The organism is Prosthecomicrobium pneumaticum (assembly GCF_014199915.1).
Classification (GTDB): domain Bacteria; phylum Pseudomonadota; class Alphaproteobacteria; order Rhizobiales; family Kaistiaceae; genus Prosthecomicrobium; species Prosthecomicrobium pneumaticum.
Map to the genome: position 1 here is coordinate 1 of NZ_JACHOO010000005.1, position 15,173 is coordinate 15,173.

Annotated in this window: 14 protein-coding genes and 1 tRNA gene; 7 read left to right on the forward strand and 8 right to left on the reverse strand. The window is 68.1% G+C overall.

All coding sequences use genetic code 11. The features are described 5' to 3' along the window. Window positions 1-90 precede the first annotated feature (90 nt). A complete protein-coding gene (locus GGQ63_RS12235; protein ID WP_183856222.1) occupies window positions 91-1,179 on the reverse strand; it encodes a succinylglutamate desuccinylase/aspartoacylase family protein in 1,089 nt (362 codons plus the stop codon). A gap of 103 nt (window positions 1,180-1,282) precedes the next feature. Here GGQ63_RS12235 and GGQ63_RS12240 point away from each other — a divergent pair, with 103 nt between their 5' ends. Continuing rightward, window positions 1,283-2,164, forward strand: a complete 882-nt coding sequence (locus GGQ63_RS12240) for an IclR family transcriptional regulator (protein WP_183856224.1) — start codon at window positions 1,283-1,285, stop codon at window positions 2,162-2,164. 425 nt (window positions 2,165-2,589) lie between these two features. Here the strand turns inward: GGQ63_RS12240 and GGQ63_RS12245 are convergent, their stop codons facing one another. The 5 genes from GGQ63_RS12245 to GGQ63_RS12265 all read right to left on the reverse strand — a co-directional run bounded on the left by GGQ63_RS12245 (window position 2,590) and on the right by GGQ63_RS12265 (window position 7,264). After that, window positions 2,590-2,937, reverse strand: a complete 348-nt coding sequence (locus GGQ63_RS12245) for an L-rhamnose mutarotase (protein WP_183856226.1) — start codon at window positions 2,935-2,937, stop codon at window positions 2,590-2,592. Continuing rightward, entirely contained in the window at window positions 2,934-3,821 is an 888-nt protein-coding gene (locus GGQ63_RS12250) for a carbohydrate ABC transporter permease (RefSeq protein ID WP_246429762.1), read from the reverse strand. The genes GGQ63_RS12245 and GGQ63_RS12250 overlap by 4 nt, the downstream gene beginning before the upstream one ends. Beyond that, window positions 3,818-4,693: a carbohydrate ABC transporter permease gene (locus GGQ63_RS12255; protein WP_246429763.1), complete on the reverse strand. Its 876-nt coding sequence runs from the start codon at window positions 4,691-4,693 to the stop codon at window positions 3,818-3,820. The genes GGQ63_RS12250 and GGQ63_RS12255 overlap by 4 nt, the downstream gene beginning before the upstream one ends. 127 nt (window positions 4,694-4,820) lie before the next feature. Then, the gene (locus tag GGQ63_RS12260; protein ID WP_246429764.1) at window positions 4,821-6,128 is read right to left on the reverse strand and encodes an ABC transporter substrate-binding protein; all 1,308 of its coding nucleotides are present in this window, start codon (window positions 6,126-6,128) and stop codon (window positions 4,821-4,823) included. A gap of 65 nt (window positions 6,129-6,193) precedes the next feature. Beyond that, on the reverse strand, window positions 6,194-7,264 hold the full coding sequence (locus GGQ63_RS12265) for a Gfo/Idh/MocA family protein (protein WP_183856232.1): 1,071 nt from the start codon (window positions 7,262-7,264) through the stop codon (window positions 6,194-6,196). A 163-nt stretch (window positions 7,265-7,427) separates the two neighbouring features. Here GGQ63_RS12265 and GGQ63_RS12270 point away from each other — a divergent pair, with 163 nt between their 5' ends. Beyond that, window positions 7,428-9,080, forward strand: coding sequence for a beta-N-acetylhexosaminidase family protein (locus tag GGQ63_RS12270; protein WP_183856234.1), 1,653 nt, complete (start codon window positions 7,428-7,430; stop codon window positions 9,078-9,080). A 1-nt stretch (window position 9,081) separates the two neighbouring features. Continuing rightward, complete coding sequence (locus GGQ63_RS12275) at window positions 9,082-9,981, forward strand: amidohydrolase family protein (protein WP_183856236.1); 900 nt, start codon at window positions 9,082-9,084, stop codon at window positions 9,979-9,981. Here GGQ63_RS12275 and GGQ63_RS12280 read toward each other — a convergent pair. Further along, a complete protein-coding gene (locus tag GGQ63_RS12280) occupies window positions 9,947-11,149 on the reverse strand; it encodes an MFS transporter (protein WP_183856238.1) in 1,203 nt (400 codons plus the stop codon). The genes GGQ63_RS12275 and GGQ63_RS12280 overlap by 35 nt on opposite strands. Before the next feature lie 605 nt (window positions 11,150-11,754). Here GGQ63_RS12280 and GGQ63_RS12285 point away from each other — a divergent pair. From GGQ63_RS12285 to GGQ63_RS12295, 3 genes are all read left to right on the forward strand, one after another. Next, on the forward strand, window positions 11,755-11,991 hold the full coding sequence (locus GGQ63_RS12285) for an O-methyltransferase (RefSeq protein ID WP_183856240.1): 237 nt from the start codon (window positions 11,755-11,757) through the stop codon (window positions 11,989-11,991). After that, the gene (locus GGQ63_RS12290) at window positions 11,988-12,380 is read left to right on the forward strand and encodes a glycosyltransferase family protein (RefSeq protein ID WP_183856242.1); all 393 of its coding nucleotides are present in this window, start codon (window positions 11,988-11,990) and stop codon (window positions 12,378-12,380) included. The genes GGQ63_RS12285 and GGQ63_RS12290 overlap by 4 nt, the downstream gene beginning before the upstream one ends. A gap of 296 nt (window positions 12,381-12,676) precedes the next feature. Beyond that, window positions 12,677-14,005, forward strand: coding sequence for a hypothetical protein (locus GGQ63_RS12295; protein WP_183856244.1), 1,329 nt, complete (start codon window positions 12,677-12,679; stop codon window positions 14,003-14,005). Between the two features lie 71 nt (window positions 14,006-14,076). Here GGQ63_RS12295 and GGQ63_RS12300 read toward each other — a convergent pair. Further along, window positions 14,077-14,166 (reverse strand) — tRNA-Ser (locus GGQ63_RS12300). Window positions 14,167-14,415: 249 nt separating this feature from the next. On the opposite strand from GGQ63_RS12300, the gene GGQ63_RS12305 reads away from it, so the two are divergent. Continuing rightward, window positions 14,416-15,165 (forward strand): DUF1223 domain-containing protein, encoded by a 750-nt coding sequence (locus GGQ63_RS12305; RefSeq protein WP_183856246.1) that lies wholly within the window; start codon window positions 14,416-14,418, stop codon window positions 15,163-15,165. Window positions 15,166-15,173: the final 8 nt, after the last annotated feature.

The window sequence follows — 15,173 nt, forward strand, 5'->3', positions numbered from 1 at the left end:
CCTCGCCGACCGCCTCCACCCGGATCGTCGGCGTCCGCCGAACATAGGGCGCCAGCCGCGCGGCCGCCGCCTCGATCTCCGCGAGGCCGATCATGCGAACGCCCTCCGATAGGGCGCCGCGACGACGAGGCAGCAATTGCCCGGCTTCACCCGGCCCGGCTGGCGGCGGCCATAGAGGATGCCGTCATGGCCATAGGCGAGTTCGACCGGCCGCTTCGCCGGATCGTTGAGGAAGTGGATGCGGCCCGCCGGCTGGCCGGCCGAGACCGGCGTGCCATTGGCATGGAAGGGCTCGAACACGCCGTCCTCGGTCGCGAGCACGAAGCCGTCCTGGCCGGGAATCTCGTAGAGCTTGGGCTCGTGGCGGAGCGGCGCGGCGTCTTCCGGCGGCAGCACGCCGAGATGGGAGAGCACGTTGCGGGTGCCGCGCCGGCAGATGTCGAGCGCGTCGAGCGAGACCGTCCCGCCGCCCGCCATCTCGGTGCCGACGACGGTGAGGCCCGCCCGCGCCGCCGAGGCCGTGGCGGTGCGCGGGTCGCCGCGATTGTCGATGACGACGATCATCGGCGCGTCGAAGGCGGTGACGGCGGCGACGTTCTGCGCGTGCTTCGCCGGATCGGCGACCGGCTCGATCACCGAGGAGGGGATCAGATCGAGCGAGGAGCCGCCGGAATGGAGATCGAGGAAGGCATCGCCGAGCGGGAACAGCGCGTCGTTGACGAAGGCCGAGATCTGCTGCGTCGCCGTGCCGTTCGCATCGCCGGGGAAGGTGCGGTTCATGTTGAGCCCGTCGATCGGCGAAGTCCGGGTCGCGGCCATCACCGCCGGCAGGTTGATCGCCGGCACGAAGATCAGCCGGCCGGAGACGCGGCCGGGATCGAGATCGCGGATCATCTCGCCGAGCGCGATCGGCCCCTCATATTCGTCGCCGTGATTGCCGCCCTCGAGGATGACGGTCGGCCCCTCGCCGTTCTTGATCACCGCGAGCGGAATGCGGATCACGCCCCAGGCGTCGTCATGCGCCGAGAGCGGCAGGTGGAAGAAGCCGGTCTGCTTGCCGTCCTTCTCGAAATCCACCGTGCACTGCGTCGAGGCACTGGCCTTCCTCTTCGCCTGCGCTGCGGAGGAGAAGGAAGCGGGACGGTCCGGCGCCGCGGCGGGAGAGCGTTCTTCTATCATTTATGATATCTGCCATTTATATTTGATAGGAATGCGCCGGTGGCGCGGCGGGCTTGCGCGGCCCGGTCCGCCCGGCGGAGAGTGGCGCAGCAGGAGGCGGCGGATGGATTCGAAGCCGGCGAAGCCGAAGCGGTCGGCCGCGTCGCGGGGTGCGGCGGGCCATGGCGACGGGGCGAAGGGGGCGGCGAAGCCGGCGCCCGCGCCGAAGCCCGCCTACAGCGCGCCCGCGCTCGAGAAGGGGCTCGACGTGATCGAGCTGCTCGCCAGCCTCTCCGAGGGCGTGACGCCGAGCCAGATCGCCCAGCGCCTCGGCCGCTCGCTGCAGGAGGTCTACCGCGTCGTCGTTGCGCTCGAGCGGCGCGGCTATCTCGTCCGGCCGCCGGGCGAGGAGGCGCTGATCCTCTCGATGCGCCTGTTCGACCTCGCCTCCCGCGTGCCGCCGCTCCGCCGGCTCGTCGACGTCGCCTGGCCGATCATGAACCGGCTGTCGATCGAGACCTACCAGGCGGTGCATCTCGCCGTGCTCGACGGCCTGTCGATCCGTGTCGTCAGCCAGGTCGACAGCCCGGCGCCGCTCGGCTTCCGGCTGCGCGTCGGCACGCAGAACCCGGCCGAGAAGACCGCCTCCGGCCGCCTCCTGATGGCCTACCAGCAGCCGGCGGTCGAGGACTGGCTCTATGGCGCGATCGCGCAGAAGGACCCGAAGGCCGACATCGGCGCGCTGCAGGCCCGCGTCGCGGCGATCCGCGCCCGCGGCTGGGAGATGATCGAGGGCGAGCAGCTGAAGGGCATCGTCGATGTGAGCTTCCCGATCCTCTCCTCCTCGGGCTTCGCCTTCGCGGTGATCACCATGCCCTTCCTCTCCTCGGCGATGGAGCGGATGCCGGTCGATGCCGCGAGCCGCGTTCTGTTCGAGGCGGCCTCCGAGATCACGGCCCTCCTCGGCGGCACCCTCGAACGCCCGCGCTTCCCGCTCGGCAGCTGAAGCGGCCGCCTCCCCTTCTCCCGCGGGCGGGAGAGGGGATGCCGGACCGGCGAGCGGAGATGGCTGCCCGCCATACGGAGACGACCGCTCGGCAGCTGAAGCGGCGGCCTTCCCCCTCTCCCGCTCGCGGGAGAGGGCCGGGGTGAGGGTGAAAGAGGCCGCAGCCGGACAGCCGGGTGTCGACGAAGGGAAGACCCTCACCCTGCCCTCTCCCGCGGGCGGGAGAGGGTGTCCCCGGCCTGTGCGCTGAGATGATCGGCCAGCACACAAAGCGGCGGCCCTCCCCCTCTCCCGCCCGCGGGAGAGGGCCGGGGTGAGGGTGAAAGAGGCCGCAGCCGGACCGTCGGGTGGGAGCGAAGGGAAGACCCTCACCCTGCCCTCTCCCGCGAGCGGGACGGCGGATCCCCGGCCGGAACGCAACACCGTCACGATCCGGCTCCGGCGAAGCGGAACACCTCGTCGAGCCAGAGCGGCTCGCCGTCTTCCGTCTGATAGCGCTCGAACAGCGGGAGGAGCGAGGCCGTCCAGGCCTTCTGGATCGCCGTCGCCGCCATGAAGGCGTTCGCGGCGGCGACGCCGTGCCGGGTGCGCATCCGGCCGACGACGATCTCGCCGTGCCGCCAGATGCGATAGTCCTCGATGCCCGCCGCGCCGATCGCCTCGAGCAGTTCCGGCCAGACCGCAGCGTGGCGCCGGTCGTATTCCGGCCCGGCGCCCGGCTTCAGGTGGTAGACGAACTGCACATAGTCGCCGGGGGCGCTGTCGCGGCTCATCGCACAGCCCCCGCGATCGCGCCGGAGAGGATCTGGCGCTGGAACACGAAATAGACGAGCACGACCGGCGCGAGCGCGATGACGAGGCCGGCCGAGACGAGCGGGATCGAAACGTCGTACTGGCCCGACAGGAGCGAGACGCCGACCATCAGCGTCTTGTTGTCCGAGCCGCCCATGATGACGAGCGGCAAGAGCAGGTCGTTCCACATCCAGACGAAGTTGAGGATCGAGATCGCCGCGATCGCCGGAAGCGAGACCGGCAGCATGATCGAGAACAGGATGCGCAGTTCGCCCGCACCGTCGAGCCGCGCCGCCTCGATCAGATCGTCCGGCACCGCGCGGAAATAGGCGGCGAGCAGATAGGTGCCGAGCGGCAGGCCGAAGGCGGCATAGGTGAAGATCAGCCCCTGATAGGTGCCGCCCATGCCGAAGGTCAGGATCGTTTCGTAGAGCGGGTAGATGATGACCTGGCTCGGGATGACGAGCATCGCGATGATGAAGAGGAAGATGAGATTGCCGCCCCTGATGCGCAGCTTGGTCACGGCATAGGCGAGGAAGAGCGCGGCGACGGTGGAGATCAGGAGACCGCCGGCCGTGGTGACGACGCTGTTGAGGAGCAGCCGCGGCACGTTCATCCGTTCGAAGGCGGCGACATAGTTGTCGAGCGTCAGGTCGGCGGTGAAGCCGAGCGGGTTCTGCGCGAAATCACTGCGGCTCTTCAGCGAGGTGAGCAGGGTGAAGAACAGCGGATAGAGCGTCGCCACCGCGAGCACGGTGAGGAGAAGGGTGACGAGCCATCGGCCGAGCGCGGAGGCGCCGAAAAGGGCGGAGCGGGCCGGCATCGCCGGCGCGGCGGCCGCGACGGGGGAGGTTCGAACGCTCATCGCGCCTTCGCCTTTCCTTCGGCATACATCCGCTTCACCACCAGCGCCGAGACGAGCGCGACGAAGACGAACAGCGCCATGCCGATCGCCGCGCCCGTGCCGCGGTCGAGGAACTGGAAGGTGGTGGTGAAAACGAGATATTCGGGCAGCACGGTCGCGCTGCCGGGCCCGCCGCGCGTCAGCGCGTAAATGAGGGGGAACATCCAGATCAGGATGCCCGAGGTGCACAGCACCGTCCAATAGCCGATCACCGGCTTCAGGAGCGGGATCACGATCGAAACGAGCATGCGCCAGAAACCGGCACCGTCGAGCCTCGCTGCCTCGAGCACCTCCTCGGACAGCGTCGCGAGGCCCGAGAGATAGGTGAGCACGCCGAGGCCGAAGAAGCTCCACAGCGCCACCGCGGTCAGCGAGAGCAGCGCGCTCGTCGGGCCGTTCAGCCACTCGATCGCGAGCGGCGCCAGGCCGACCGCGGTGAGCAGCGCGTTGAGCGGACCCTCCGGCGCCAGGATCTGGCGGAACATGATGCCGACGACGATCGGGGCGATCATGTAGGGGAGAAAGAAGGCGGCCCGGAAGATCGTCCAGCCCGGCGATCTCTGGAAGATCAGGAAGGCGAGCACGAGCGGCAGCACGATCCACACCGGCAGGGTCGCGAAGGCGACGAGCGCGTTGCGGAAGGAATCGGCGACCGCCGGGTCGGCGATCATGCGGCGGTAATTGGCGAGCCCCGCGAAGGTCGGATCCTCGAAGCCCCGTGTCTCGTAGAGGCTGAGGACGAAGCCGCGGATGAGCGGCACGAGCTTGAAGAGGATGGCGAGCGCCAGCCCCGGCAGCACGAAGAGGATGCCGATCAGAAGCTCGCGGCGCATCAGCGGACGCTTCCGCGACGTCTTGCGCACGCGCGGCGGCGCGGCGGCAGGGGAGGCTGCGACCATCGCGAAGGACCTCGTCGGAGAAGAGGGCGGGGAGGCGCGGCGACGCCTCCCCGGATCGGCGTCAGCGCTTCGATGGGCTCGCCTCGAGCGCCGCCTGCATGCGGGCGGTCCAGTCGTCGACCGTCAGCCGGCCGAGCGCGACCTCCTGCCAGCCGCGGGCGAGCGCGTCCGCTTCCTGGCCGGAGAGGAGAACGCCGGAATGAAGCGTCGGCTTCTTGATGATCTCGAGGATCTGCGACAGCGCCTCCGACTTCGGCAGCGACGCGGGGTCGACGTTCTTGTTGAGCGAGATGCCGCCGGCGACCGTGCTCAGGAGCGTGGCGTTCTCGGTGCTCGCCATGAACTTCACGAACTTGAACGCCGCCTCCTTCTTGCTGCTCCAGGAGGTGACGCCGAACACCGAGCTCTCGATGCCGGAGAAGCTCTGCGCGAGCGGGGCGTCGGCGACGAGCGTCGGCCAGCGCATCGCGCCGACATTCTCGTCGCCGAGCGCCGCGCCGAAGGCCGACCAGTTGACCGCGTCCGAGATGATCGTGCCGGCAAAAGCCGCATTGCCGCTCTGGAAGATGTCGGCGCCGTCCGGCAGCATGGTGATCGACGGCGCCGAGGCGTTCGCCCAGCCCTTCTCGGTGATGCTGGCGAGGCCCTTCAGGACATTGACCATTTTCGGATCGGTCCAGGGCAGGCCGCCCGAGAGCATCGCCCGCATGTCCTCTTCGGTCAGATAGTTGCGGGCGATCTCGGGGAAGTCCCAATAGGCCGGGAAGATGCCCGACAGGCCGAGCGCCAGACAGGTCTTGCCGATCGCCTTCACCTTGGCGCAGGCGGCGTCCATCTCGTCCCAGGTCTTCGGCGGATTGGCGGGGTCGAGCCCGGCCTCCTTCAGCACCGCCTTGTTATAGTACATGACGTTGCCCTGATAGCCGAAGGGCAGGCCGTAGCAGGTCTTCGTGGTGTCGAAGCCGAGGCAGCCGCCGCTATAGGTGATCAGCTGTGCCTTCGCCTCGTCGAGCACGTCGGCGGGCAGCGGCTCATAGGCGACGCGCCGGTCGAACAGTTCGAGACCGGCATTGTTCTCCATCACGTCGGGGCCGCTCTTCGTCGTGATGTAGGGACCCTGAACCTCCGGATAGCGGTCGAAGGGCACCGTCTCGAGCTCGACCTTGACGTCGGGATTGGCCTTCTCGAAGGCCGCGACGAGCTCGGTCCAGTATTTCGTGCCGCCGGGCTCCCAGTTGAGCACGCGGATCGTCGTGACCTCCTCGGCCACGGCGCCCTGCAGCGTCGCCGCCAGGGCAAGCCCGGCACAGGCCAGCGAAAGGCCGCGCAGAAGACCGCGCAGGCGGCCGGTCGTCTCGATCATCGTCATTTCCCTCATCCCTCTCTCATTTCGCCGGCGGGGCTGTTCTTCTCGCGCCGGCGGTCGGCGGAAGTTCAGACCGGCTCCGGCACGACACCGCCTTGGCGGCTGGCGAGCAGGCAGGCATCGACGAGCGCCATCGTGCGCACCGAATCGTGCACGTCGGTGTCGAGCACGGCGTCCTCGCCGCCGACGAAGCGCTGCAGGTTCGACATCACGGCGCCGAAGGCGTCGGGCACCCGTTCTCCGACGAGCGGCACCGGCGTCCAGTCGCGGCCCTCCGTGATGATCTCGAGCTTTTCGGGGACCGGCTTCAGGTAGTCGATCAGATAGCCGAGCGTCAGATGCGCACAGCCCCTCGTGCCCTCGACGCGGATCGTCGCCTCGACGTGCTTCGGCCCGTAATTATAGGTGTGGTTGAGCGACAGGCAGCAGCGCGCCTTCGCGCCGAAATCGAGGATGATGCTGCTGCGCGCATCCTTGAGGTCGGGATAGCGCGGATGCGGCACCGCCTTCGCGTAGACGCTGTCCGGCTCGCCGAGGATCGAGCGGATCCAGTCGAGATAGTGGATCGAGTGGAGCGGGATCTCGACCGCGTGCATGCGCGGGATGAAGGCCCACATCTCCCAGGGCATATAGACGGCGAGCCGCACCTCGAGCTCGACCACGTCGCCGAGCAGGCCCTGCCGCACCGCATCGCGGATGGCGAGCATGGACGGCGTGAAGCGGAGCTGGAAATTGGTCGCCGCCGTGATCTTTCGCGCGTCGATCGCCGCGACGATCGCCCGTGCGCCGGCGAGATCGGCGCCGAGCGGCTTCTGGATCAGCGCCGCCGCGCCCTCGGGCAGTCGCTCGACGGTGGCGAGGATCGCATCGGGCGGCAGGGCGAGGTCGAACACCGTGTCGGGCTCCCGCGCCGCGATCGCGGCCTCGAGGCTCGGATGGACGACCGGCACGCCGAAATCGGCGGCGAGCGCCTGCGCCTTCTGCGGATCGACATCGAACACGCCGGCGACCGGCAGGCCGATCTTGCGATAGGCCGGCAGATGCGCGTCCCGCACGATGCCGCCGGCACCGATGATCGTGATCGGCCGCGGCTTCGAGGGAAGCGGCCAGGTTTGAGCGAGTTCGAGGCCGGCCTGCATCGTCGTCTCCCCGGAAACGGCGTCGTCACTATCACATACGATAGACGACATTGATATTTGATAATTGATGCGCGATCCTTGTCAAGGAAGTGCGAGGCAGGACCCGGAAGTGCGACACACGGCCCGGACGCGAAGCACGGCGCATGGAGCGAGGGAGGGAAGGATGACGGAGCGCGGGACGGTGACGATCGGTGGCAGGGTCGTGCTCGCCGGAGCGGCGCAGCATCCGCATGCGGCGCGGCGCCTGCGCGAGGCCCTGCCCCGGCTCGATCTGGTGCCGGAGGGCGACGGGCTGCCGCGCATCACCCTCGCCGAGGATGCTTCGCGCGCCGAGGGCGCCTTCGCCCTCTCCGTCGGGCCGGCGGAGATCGCCGTGTCGGGCGGACCGTTCTCCGGCGTCATCTACGGCGTCGAGGAACTGATCGCCGCCGCCCGGCCGCAGGACGGTGGTTATCGCCTGCCGGCCGGCGAGAGGCGCGCGGCACCCGGCCTCGCCCATCGCGCCTGGTGGACCTGGGACCACTCGACCAATTGGGAACTGTCCCAGATCGGCCATCAGGAGATCGGCGTCTTCAATCCCTATGGCAAGCCGCCGGAGGGCTTCCTCGCCGACTACAAGCGCGCCGTCGACTTCGCCAGCCGCAACCGCATCGCGGCGATCATCATCTATGGCTTCCTGCGCGATTCGCATGGCGGCATCGAAGCGGCGCAGGAGCTCTGCCGCTACGCCCGCGAGCGCGGCGTCCGCATCATGCCGGGCATCGCGATCGGCGCCTATGGCGGCGTCTACTGGGAGGGCGACCACCGCTTCAACCTCGCCAGCTGGCTGCACGCCAATCCGGCCTTCGCCGCAACGCTCGAAAAGGGCATCGGCTTCCAGATCCAGGATCTCGACTTCCCCCTGAGCTTCCCGCGCAGCGACTACACGCTGTCGGCCTGCCCTTCGCGGCCGGAGACGATGGACTGGATGACCGATGCGGTCGCCTGGCTCGCCGAGACCTTCGCGATCGGCGGCATCAACATCGAGAGCGGCGATTACGGCGTCTGCGGCTGCGCCCGTTGCAACGCCCGGCGCGCGGCGCGCGAGGACGGCAGCCGCCGCGCCGGCGACGCCGAATCCTGGTCGCACGCCGACATGGCCGACAATTTCCCGCGCCTCTTCGAGGCCGCGTCCGCCAGGCGCGACGACCTTTGGCTCTATTGCGAGCTGCAATGGGACAATCTGCTCGATCCCGCCGCCCATGAGGCGCTCGCCGCGATGCCCTCGGGCGGGATCTACCAGCACACCGTCAACCGCTCCTATTGGGCGAAGCTGCGCGAGGGCCTGTCGCGGGCCGATGTCGAGCGCCTGCCGACCCAGCCCAACATCCTGCGCTGCCAGTTCGCGAGCCAGTGGAACGGCGACCGCCGCACCGAACGCTACGCCTTCAACGCCAAGGCCTTCGCCGACATGGCGACGACCGGCGCGGCGCTCGGCATGAAGGGGCTGACCGTCTGGGGCGAGGCCTCGCCCTATCACGCGACCGTCGAACTCGGCTATCGCGCCTTCGCCCGCTTCTCCTATGACCCGAGCCTGACCTGGGATGCCTTCATGGCGGAGGATGCCGCCCCGATGCTCGGCGGCACGGCCGAGGCCGAGCGCTTCGTCGCCGTCGCCGAGGAGCTCGATGCCAATGTGGAACTGCCGGCCGAGCGCCTGAAGACGCTTTCGGCCATGGCGCACGAGGCGGGCGCCGGGGCGCGGGAGGACGCGGTCGCGCGGCGCTGGCTGAGCCTCGAGGACCAGATCGCCCGCCGCCGCTTCATGGGCCGCTGAGATGGCGCTGCGCGATGCCGAGGGGCTCTATGCCGGCCCGATCATCGACCCGCACCACCATCTCTGGGACCGCGCGCTCGGCCGGCACGCCTGGCTCGCCGCGGCGACCGAGCCGCCGCTCGCGCAAAACCAGCTGCCGGCCGACTATCGCGCCGCCGCGGCCGGACACGACGTCGTCGCCACCGTGCATGTCGAGGCCGCCTGGGACGCGGACGACCCCGATGGAGAGGTGCGCTGGCTCGACGCGCTCGACAAGCCGGACGGCATCGCCGCCCGCTACGTCGGCCATGCCGCCCTCGCGCACCCCGATGTCGAGGCGGTGCTCGCCCGTCACGGCGCGCACGAGCGGATCGTCGGCATCCGCGAGATCCTGAGCTGGCATCCCGATCCGGCCCGCGCCTTCGCGAAACGCCGCGACATCATGAACGACGCCGCCTGGCGCCGCGGCCTCGCCCTGCTGCCGCGCTACGGCCTCTCCTTCGACCTGATGATCACGCCATGGCAGGCGGAGGATGCCGCCCGCCTCGCCGCCGATTTCCCCGACATCGCCTTCGTCCTCAATCATTGCGGCAGCCCGATCGACCGCGACGCGGACGGCATGGCCCGCTGGCGCGCCGGCCTCGCCCGGCTCGCCGAAGAGCCGAACGTCGCGATCAAGATCTCCGACCTCGTTGCCTATGATCCGCGGCCGACGCTGGAGAGCCTGCGCGCCGTCGTGCTCGCCTGCATCGACGCGTTCGGCACGGAGCGGGCGATGTTCGCGAGCGACTATCCGGTCGTCGCGCTCCACGCCGGCTTCGACGAGACCTACACCGCCTTCAAGCGGATCGTCGCCGGTTTCAGCGATGCGGAATGCACCGCCCTCTTCATCGAGAACGCCCGCCGGATCTATGTTCGCTGATGGCGCGGCGGTGGCGGAGGACGAGCGCGCCGAGCGCCGCGAGCGCGGCGAGCGACAGCCCGGTGGCGATCAGGAGCGCGGCATCGCTGCCGCCCTGCGAGAGGATCGCAGCGAACAGCGGCGGCGCGCAGGCGAAGGAGAGGTTGAGCGGCAGCGCGAGCATCGAGGAGGCGCGCGCATAAGCCTCGGCCGGGAACAGATCGAGCGGCATGGTCGACCGGGCGACGGCGAGCACGCCGCTCGTCAGGCCGTAGAGGGTGACGAAGCCGATCGCGGCGGGCGTGCCGCTGCCGAAGATGAGCATCGAGAAGGAAAGCGGCAGGCAGGCCGCGGCGGCGAGGCCGGTGGTGAGGCTGTTCCAGCGCCGGCCGGCGGCGAAGTCGACGAGCCGCGCCGAAAGGGCCGCGAGCCCCGTGAAGGAGGCGACGCCGACCGCCGTTGCGTGGTCGAGGCCGCGCTCCTCGAAGAGCCGGATGAGGGTGAGCGAGAACCCCCAGGTGACGACGCCGTTCGCCGCCATGGCGAAGGCGAGCAGCGCGAGGGCTGCCCGGTCGATCGCTGCCGCCGCGGGCGCTTCGGCCCTCGGGCCGCCGGCGGCGCGGCGCGGCAGCAGCAATCCGTAGATCGGCCCCGCCACCGCGAGCAGCGCGAACGCGCCGGCGAGTGTCGCCGAACGCCAGCCGAACGCCGCCTGCAGCGCCCCGAGCACCGGCCAGCAGAGCGTGGTTCCGAGCCCGCCGAACACCATCAGGGCGCCGACCGCGCGGCGCGCCGTCGTGCCGGCGAGTGCCGCAAGGCCGATCTGGATCGCGGTCGTGAGCATCGCGGCACCGCCGGCGCCGACCAGGAGCCAGCCCGCGAAATACGCCGGGGCCGCGGTCGCGGCCGCGATCACGGCGAGGCCGAGGGCCCCGACGACGACCCCGGCGGTCATCACGCGGCGAATCCCCCACCGCTCGAAGAGCCTCAGCACCGGCACCGCGGCGAGCGCCATGACGACGAGCATGACGGTCGGCCCCGCCATCACCGCCGCGTAGGAAAGCCCGAGAGCCTCGGCCATCGCGGCGCCGGCGACAGCCGGCAGATTGAACGTCGTGCCCCAGCAGACCGCCTGCGCCAGCGCGAAGGCGGCGACGATGAGCGGAAGGCGAAGCCGCGATTCGGACATCGGAACACGGGGCATGACGCTGCGATCGACCACACCCGCATTTCAACCGCGTGACGGTGCGTGCCTCGCGGGAAGCGGAGGCGGCCACCCGCCGGGACGCTCCCGGGACATGATCCGCCCAGAGCGGCTCGATCGGGAGGGTGTCGGCGGCGCGCTGGACCGGCACCGCGATCGCCCCGCCGCCATGCGGCAGGGGACGCGTTTCGCGAACGGACTGGATTGGGCGCCACGCCTTGGGTCGCACCGCTCCCTGCGCATGAGCGAAAGGCGCGTGCGATAAAGGTGCTCGTTCAGCAGGGCCGCGGGATCAGCGCCCTCTACCGTCGGCGATCGCCTTCCGGCTTGGGGCGACACCATTCGCGTTCATACGCTGCCTTCGCTCAACCGGTTTCTCTTGGAACCGGCGGATCGCGTGACGTATATCGTTCCGCAACGGAAGGGCGGCGGGCGTTTTCGCCTCCCCGATGCGGTGCGGCGCGCACGATCCGCTCAGGCACCGCCGGTCACAGGGAGTTCGACACTTGGTGCCCGGTCAGAGCTCGCTCGTTCCCTTCCTCGGATTGGAACGGAGCCCCCCTCTCTGGGCACCGGCCCGAACCGGCGCGATGAGCGCCTGGTGGGGGCACGTCCCCTTTGCCCATTGGTTCGTGGCGCTGCTCAAGCCCCGCTCCATCGTCGAGCTCGGGACACACACCGGCGTCTCGTTCACCGCCTTCTGCGAGGCCGTCCAGCGCTCAACCCGAGACGGCGGCACTATGCGGCCGATATCGAACGACGGGCGAGAAAGCGGCAGCTCTTCAGCGGCCTCGCCGATCTTCCGGACGAAGCCGTCCAGCGCGTGAAGGCGGCGTTCGGTCTCGAATGTTATCATGCCCATTATTCGCATGCGCGATCCCCGGGACTGGACCTCTTCGAGCGTTACATGGTGTATGGCTGCAACATTCAGGCCCTGCAGACCGGCTGTCCGGTGATCGGAACGCGCGTCGGCGAGATCGCGTACATGCTCGCGCCGGACGAGCGAAGCCCCGGGGGCCTTGTGATCTCTCCCGATTCCGACGACGGCCCCTTCACCGAAAGCCTTCTTGGGGCGATGGAGCGTTTTCTCGATGAAGATTTCCGGAAGAGATATGCGAGAGGCGCCGCCGAACTCGGCAGGTATTATGATATCGATGACCTCTCGAAGAGATATGAAGACCTCTATCGTCGGCTCATCGAAATGAACGTGCGATGAGTGGCGGCGTGAAGCCGTGACGATTTCGCGCTTCGTCTCGGCCGTGAAGGGTGAGCCGGTCGGGCGGAGCGGTTATCACCTGGACGGCCTGGTAGACGTCCGCCGCGAGGAACGGACGATGCGCGATCACGCAAGCGGGCGGGGTCTCGCCGATCGGATCAACGAAGGATCCTGCGCATCTCCAGACGCACCCCTAAAGCTCGAGGGCGCGCGGATCGGGGCGCAGTCTCGACAATCCCGTCGGCGCGGCACTATGACACCCGCCAAGCCTATCGCGCCGCTTTCCGAGGCTTGAGATGAGCGAGACCAAAAGGCCGGATGAAGTCAATAACAAGGCTGGATTTTTTCTACTATCGTCGATCTTGATATTACTATTCTTATGGCCTCTCTTGTTATATTTCGGTCATATATTCAATAACACTCCCTACTATGACGAGTGGCAAACGGTGCCGGATGCCATTCGAATTGCCCGCGGCGAATGGTCTTTTGCTTATCTTCTCGCTGAAGAGCAGGGCCACCCGGTAATATTTTATAGGATTTTTACGCTCATTGATGCTATCAATGTTCTCATATACTTTGTATTCAACTGTATTTTTGGTATATTTTTCTTAGTACCGTCAGCTATGGTTGCATTTTACATTGCGACGTCGAGGCGCGAGGCCGGGTGGGGAGCCTATCTTGCTGCATGTCTCGGCATTTTGTCTTTGGTTTTTAGTCTTCATAATTGGAAAAATATCCTTGCGCCATGGCTAATAAATTCAACATCTCTGCTATTTTTCTTTATTGTTGCAACACACCTCGCTCCCCGAGCCGGTCTCTTGTCTCCGATCTTTTCCCCCTCTTCCTCGGCACTGGCCCCCCTCTCTTTCGGAAATGGTTTCTTGGTCTGGCCTTGCTGCATCTTTATATTATGCTTGCATCGCATGTTCGTGCGAGCAGCCGTCTTCTTTGTGCCGGGCGTATTGTTCTTCCTCTATACGATGACGCACAGGGGGTCGCTCGGCGAGACCGTTGACCTCGAAAATTCCGTCCTGCGCATGCTCGCCGCAGTGGGAAATGCGCTTTCTTTCTCTCCCGCAGTCATTTCCGCCACTGGCCCTGTCTCCGCTGCGGACGTGCGTCTCTTGATGCTCACGGGCTCGATCTTGACGGTCCTGGCATGCTTGGTGGCGTTTCTCGCGCGACGCGATGTGGCTCGCTCGTTCTTTGCACTTTCCCTGATGTTGTTCGGGTTCGGCAGTTGCGCTCTTGTCGCCGTCGGACGCTCTACCTTGCCCGTGGAACAGGCCGCATCTTCGCGGTACTATTTCTCTGCTTCCCCCCTGCTGATTGGGATCATCCTGATCTTACTCGATCTGAGCCGCAAGCGGAGATGGGCGACCTTTGCGCTGTCGGGATGTGTGGCGGTCATCTTCGTCTCCTACATCACGGCGTTGCGCTCGGAGCTGGCGACCGCGCCCGATCGAAAGCTGGTCTTCGACCGGTGGGCCAAAGCGGTCGCGAACTATGATTCGGCCACGGATGCGGAGCTGGCCAATCCTCATTGGCCACCGGCTCTTGTCCGGTCCCTGGCTCAAAGCCTGTCCGATGCCAAGCTCGGCCCGTTCAGCGAGACAAAGCCATGAAGACCCAAGATGCGCAGTTTGCCATTCGGCCGACCCGGAGGCGGCCACGCGGCGCCCAGTCAGGGCCGAACTGGCGGAGAGGGAGGGATTCGAACCCCCGATAGAGTTGCCCCTATGCCGCATTTCGAGTGCGGTGCATTCAACCGCTCTGCCACCTCTCCGCAGGTGGCGCTTCGGATAGCGCGGGGCGTAGATAGCGAAGCCGGCGCGGCTTGGCAAGCGATGCGCGCGGCTTTTCACCGGCGTCGTGCCGGCCGGGTCGGCCCCGCCGATCCGGGAAGGACAGGGCGCCGGGCCGGCGTCACCCGAACGTGACTCGCAAGTGAGGCGCGGCCGATCCTATCTTCGCGACGGTTGCGCGGCGGCGGTCTCAGGCGGGGCGGGCGAGAAGGGCGAGGGACGTTCGGGCGATGATCGCGAAACGAACATGGGCTGTCGCACTCGGCCTCTGCGCCGCCCTCGTGCCGCCACAGGTCTTCGCCGAAGAGCCGGTGCGGGCGGTGGTCGAACTCTTCACCAGCCAGGGCTGCTCGTCTTGCCCGCCCGCCGATGCCCTGCTCGGCGAATATGCCGCGCGCGACGACATCGTCGCCCTGTCATTGCCGATCGACTATTGGGACTATCTCGGCTGGCCGGACACGCTGTCCGAACCGGAGTTCACCGAGCGGCAGCGCGCCTATTCCGAGGCGCGCGGCGACCGCCAGGTGTTCACGCCGCAAATGGTGGTGAATGGCGGCGCCCCGGTGGTGGGCGGCCGGCGCGCCGCGGTCGATGCGGCGATCGCGCGGAGCGGACCGCTGCCCGTGCCGATCACCGTGACGATGGCGGGCGACGCCATCCGCGTCGCGATCGGCGCCGCGCCGCCGGGCGATCCGGCCCGCGGCACGCTGTGGCTCGCGCTCTACGACCGCCGCATCGAGGTGACCGTCGGCCGCGGCGAGAACAGCGGCCGGACGCTCCCCTATTACAACGTCGTGCGCAAGCTGCGGCCGATCGCCATGTGGGACGGCCGGCCGATGACGGTCGACCTGCCGATCAGCGAATACAGGAAGGCGAAGGCGGATGGCTGCGCCGTGCTCCTGCAGACCGAGACGGCGGCCGGGCAGCCCGGCCGGATGCTCGGCGCGGCGCATATCGAGCACCATCCGCAGGCGCTCTGACGGCCGCC

Bases quoted from the DNA above. Each gene is read 5' to 3' on its own strand.
- GGQ63_RS12270 (WP_183856234.1), top strand. From the start codon at position 7,428: ATGACGGAGCGCGGGACGGTGACGATCGGTGGCAGGGTCGTGCTCGCC.
- GGQ63_RS12235 (WP_183856222.1), bottom strand. From the start codon at position 1,179: ATGATAGAAGAACGCTCTCCCGCCGCGGCGCCGGACCGTCCCGCTTCC.
- GGQ63_RS12275 (WP_183856236.1), top strand. From the start codon at position 9,082: ATGGCGCTGCGCGATGCCGAGGGGCTCTATGCCGGCCCGATCATCGAC.
- GGQ63_RS12305 (WP_183856246.1), top strand. From the start codon at position 14,416: ATGATCGCGAAACGAACATGGGCTGTCGCACTCGGCCTCTGCGCCGCC.
- GGQ63_RS12285 (WP_183856240.1), top strand. From the start codon at position 11,755: ATGAGCGCCTGGTGGGGGCACGTCCCCTTTGCCCATTGGTTCGTGGCG.
- GGQ63_RS12260 (WP_246429764.1), bottom strand. From the start codon at position 6,128: ATGACGATGATCGAGACGACCGGCCGCCTGCGCGGTCTTCTGCGCGGC.
- GGQ63_RS12295 (WP_183856244.1), top strand. From the start codon at position 12,677: ATGAGCGAGACCAAAAGGCCGGATGAAGTCAATAACAAGGCTGGATTT.
- GGQ63_RS12255 (WP_246429763.1), bottom strand. From the start codon at position 4,693: ATGCGCCGCGAGCTTCTGATCGGCATCCTCTTCGTGCTGCCGGGGCTG.
- GGQ63_RS12280 (WP_183856238.1), bottom strand. From the start codon at position 11,149: ATGTCCGAATCGCGGCTTCGCCTTCCGCTCATCGTCGCCGCCTTCGCG.
- GGQ63_RS12250 (WP_246429762.1), bottom strand. From the start codon at position 3,821: ATGAGCGTTCGAACCTCCCCCGTCGCGGCCGCCGCGCCGGCGATGCCG.
- GGQ63_RS12240 (WP_183856224.1), top strand. From the start codon at position 1,283: ATGGATTCGAAGCCGGCGAAGCCGAAGCGGTCGGCCGCGTCGCGGGGT.
- GGQ63_RS12245 (WP_183856226.1), bottom strand. From the start codon at position 2,937: ATGAGCCGCGACAGCGCCCCCGGCGACTATGTGCAGTTCGTCTACCAC.
- GGQ63_RS12265 (WP_183856232.1), bottom strand. From the start codon at position 7,264: ATGCAGGCCGGCCTCGAACTCGCTCAAACCTGGCCGCTTCCCTCGAAG.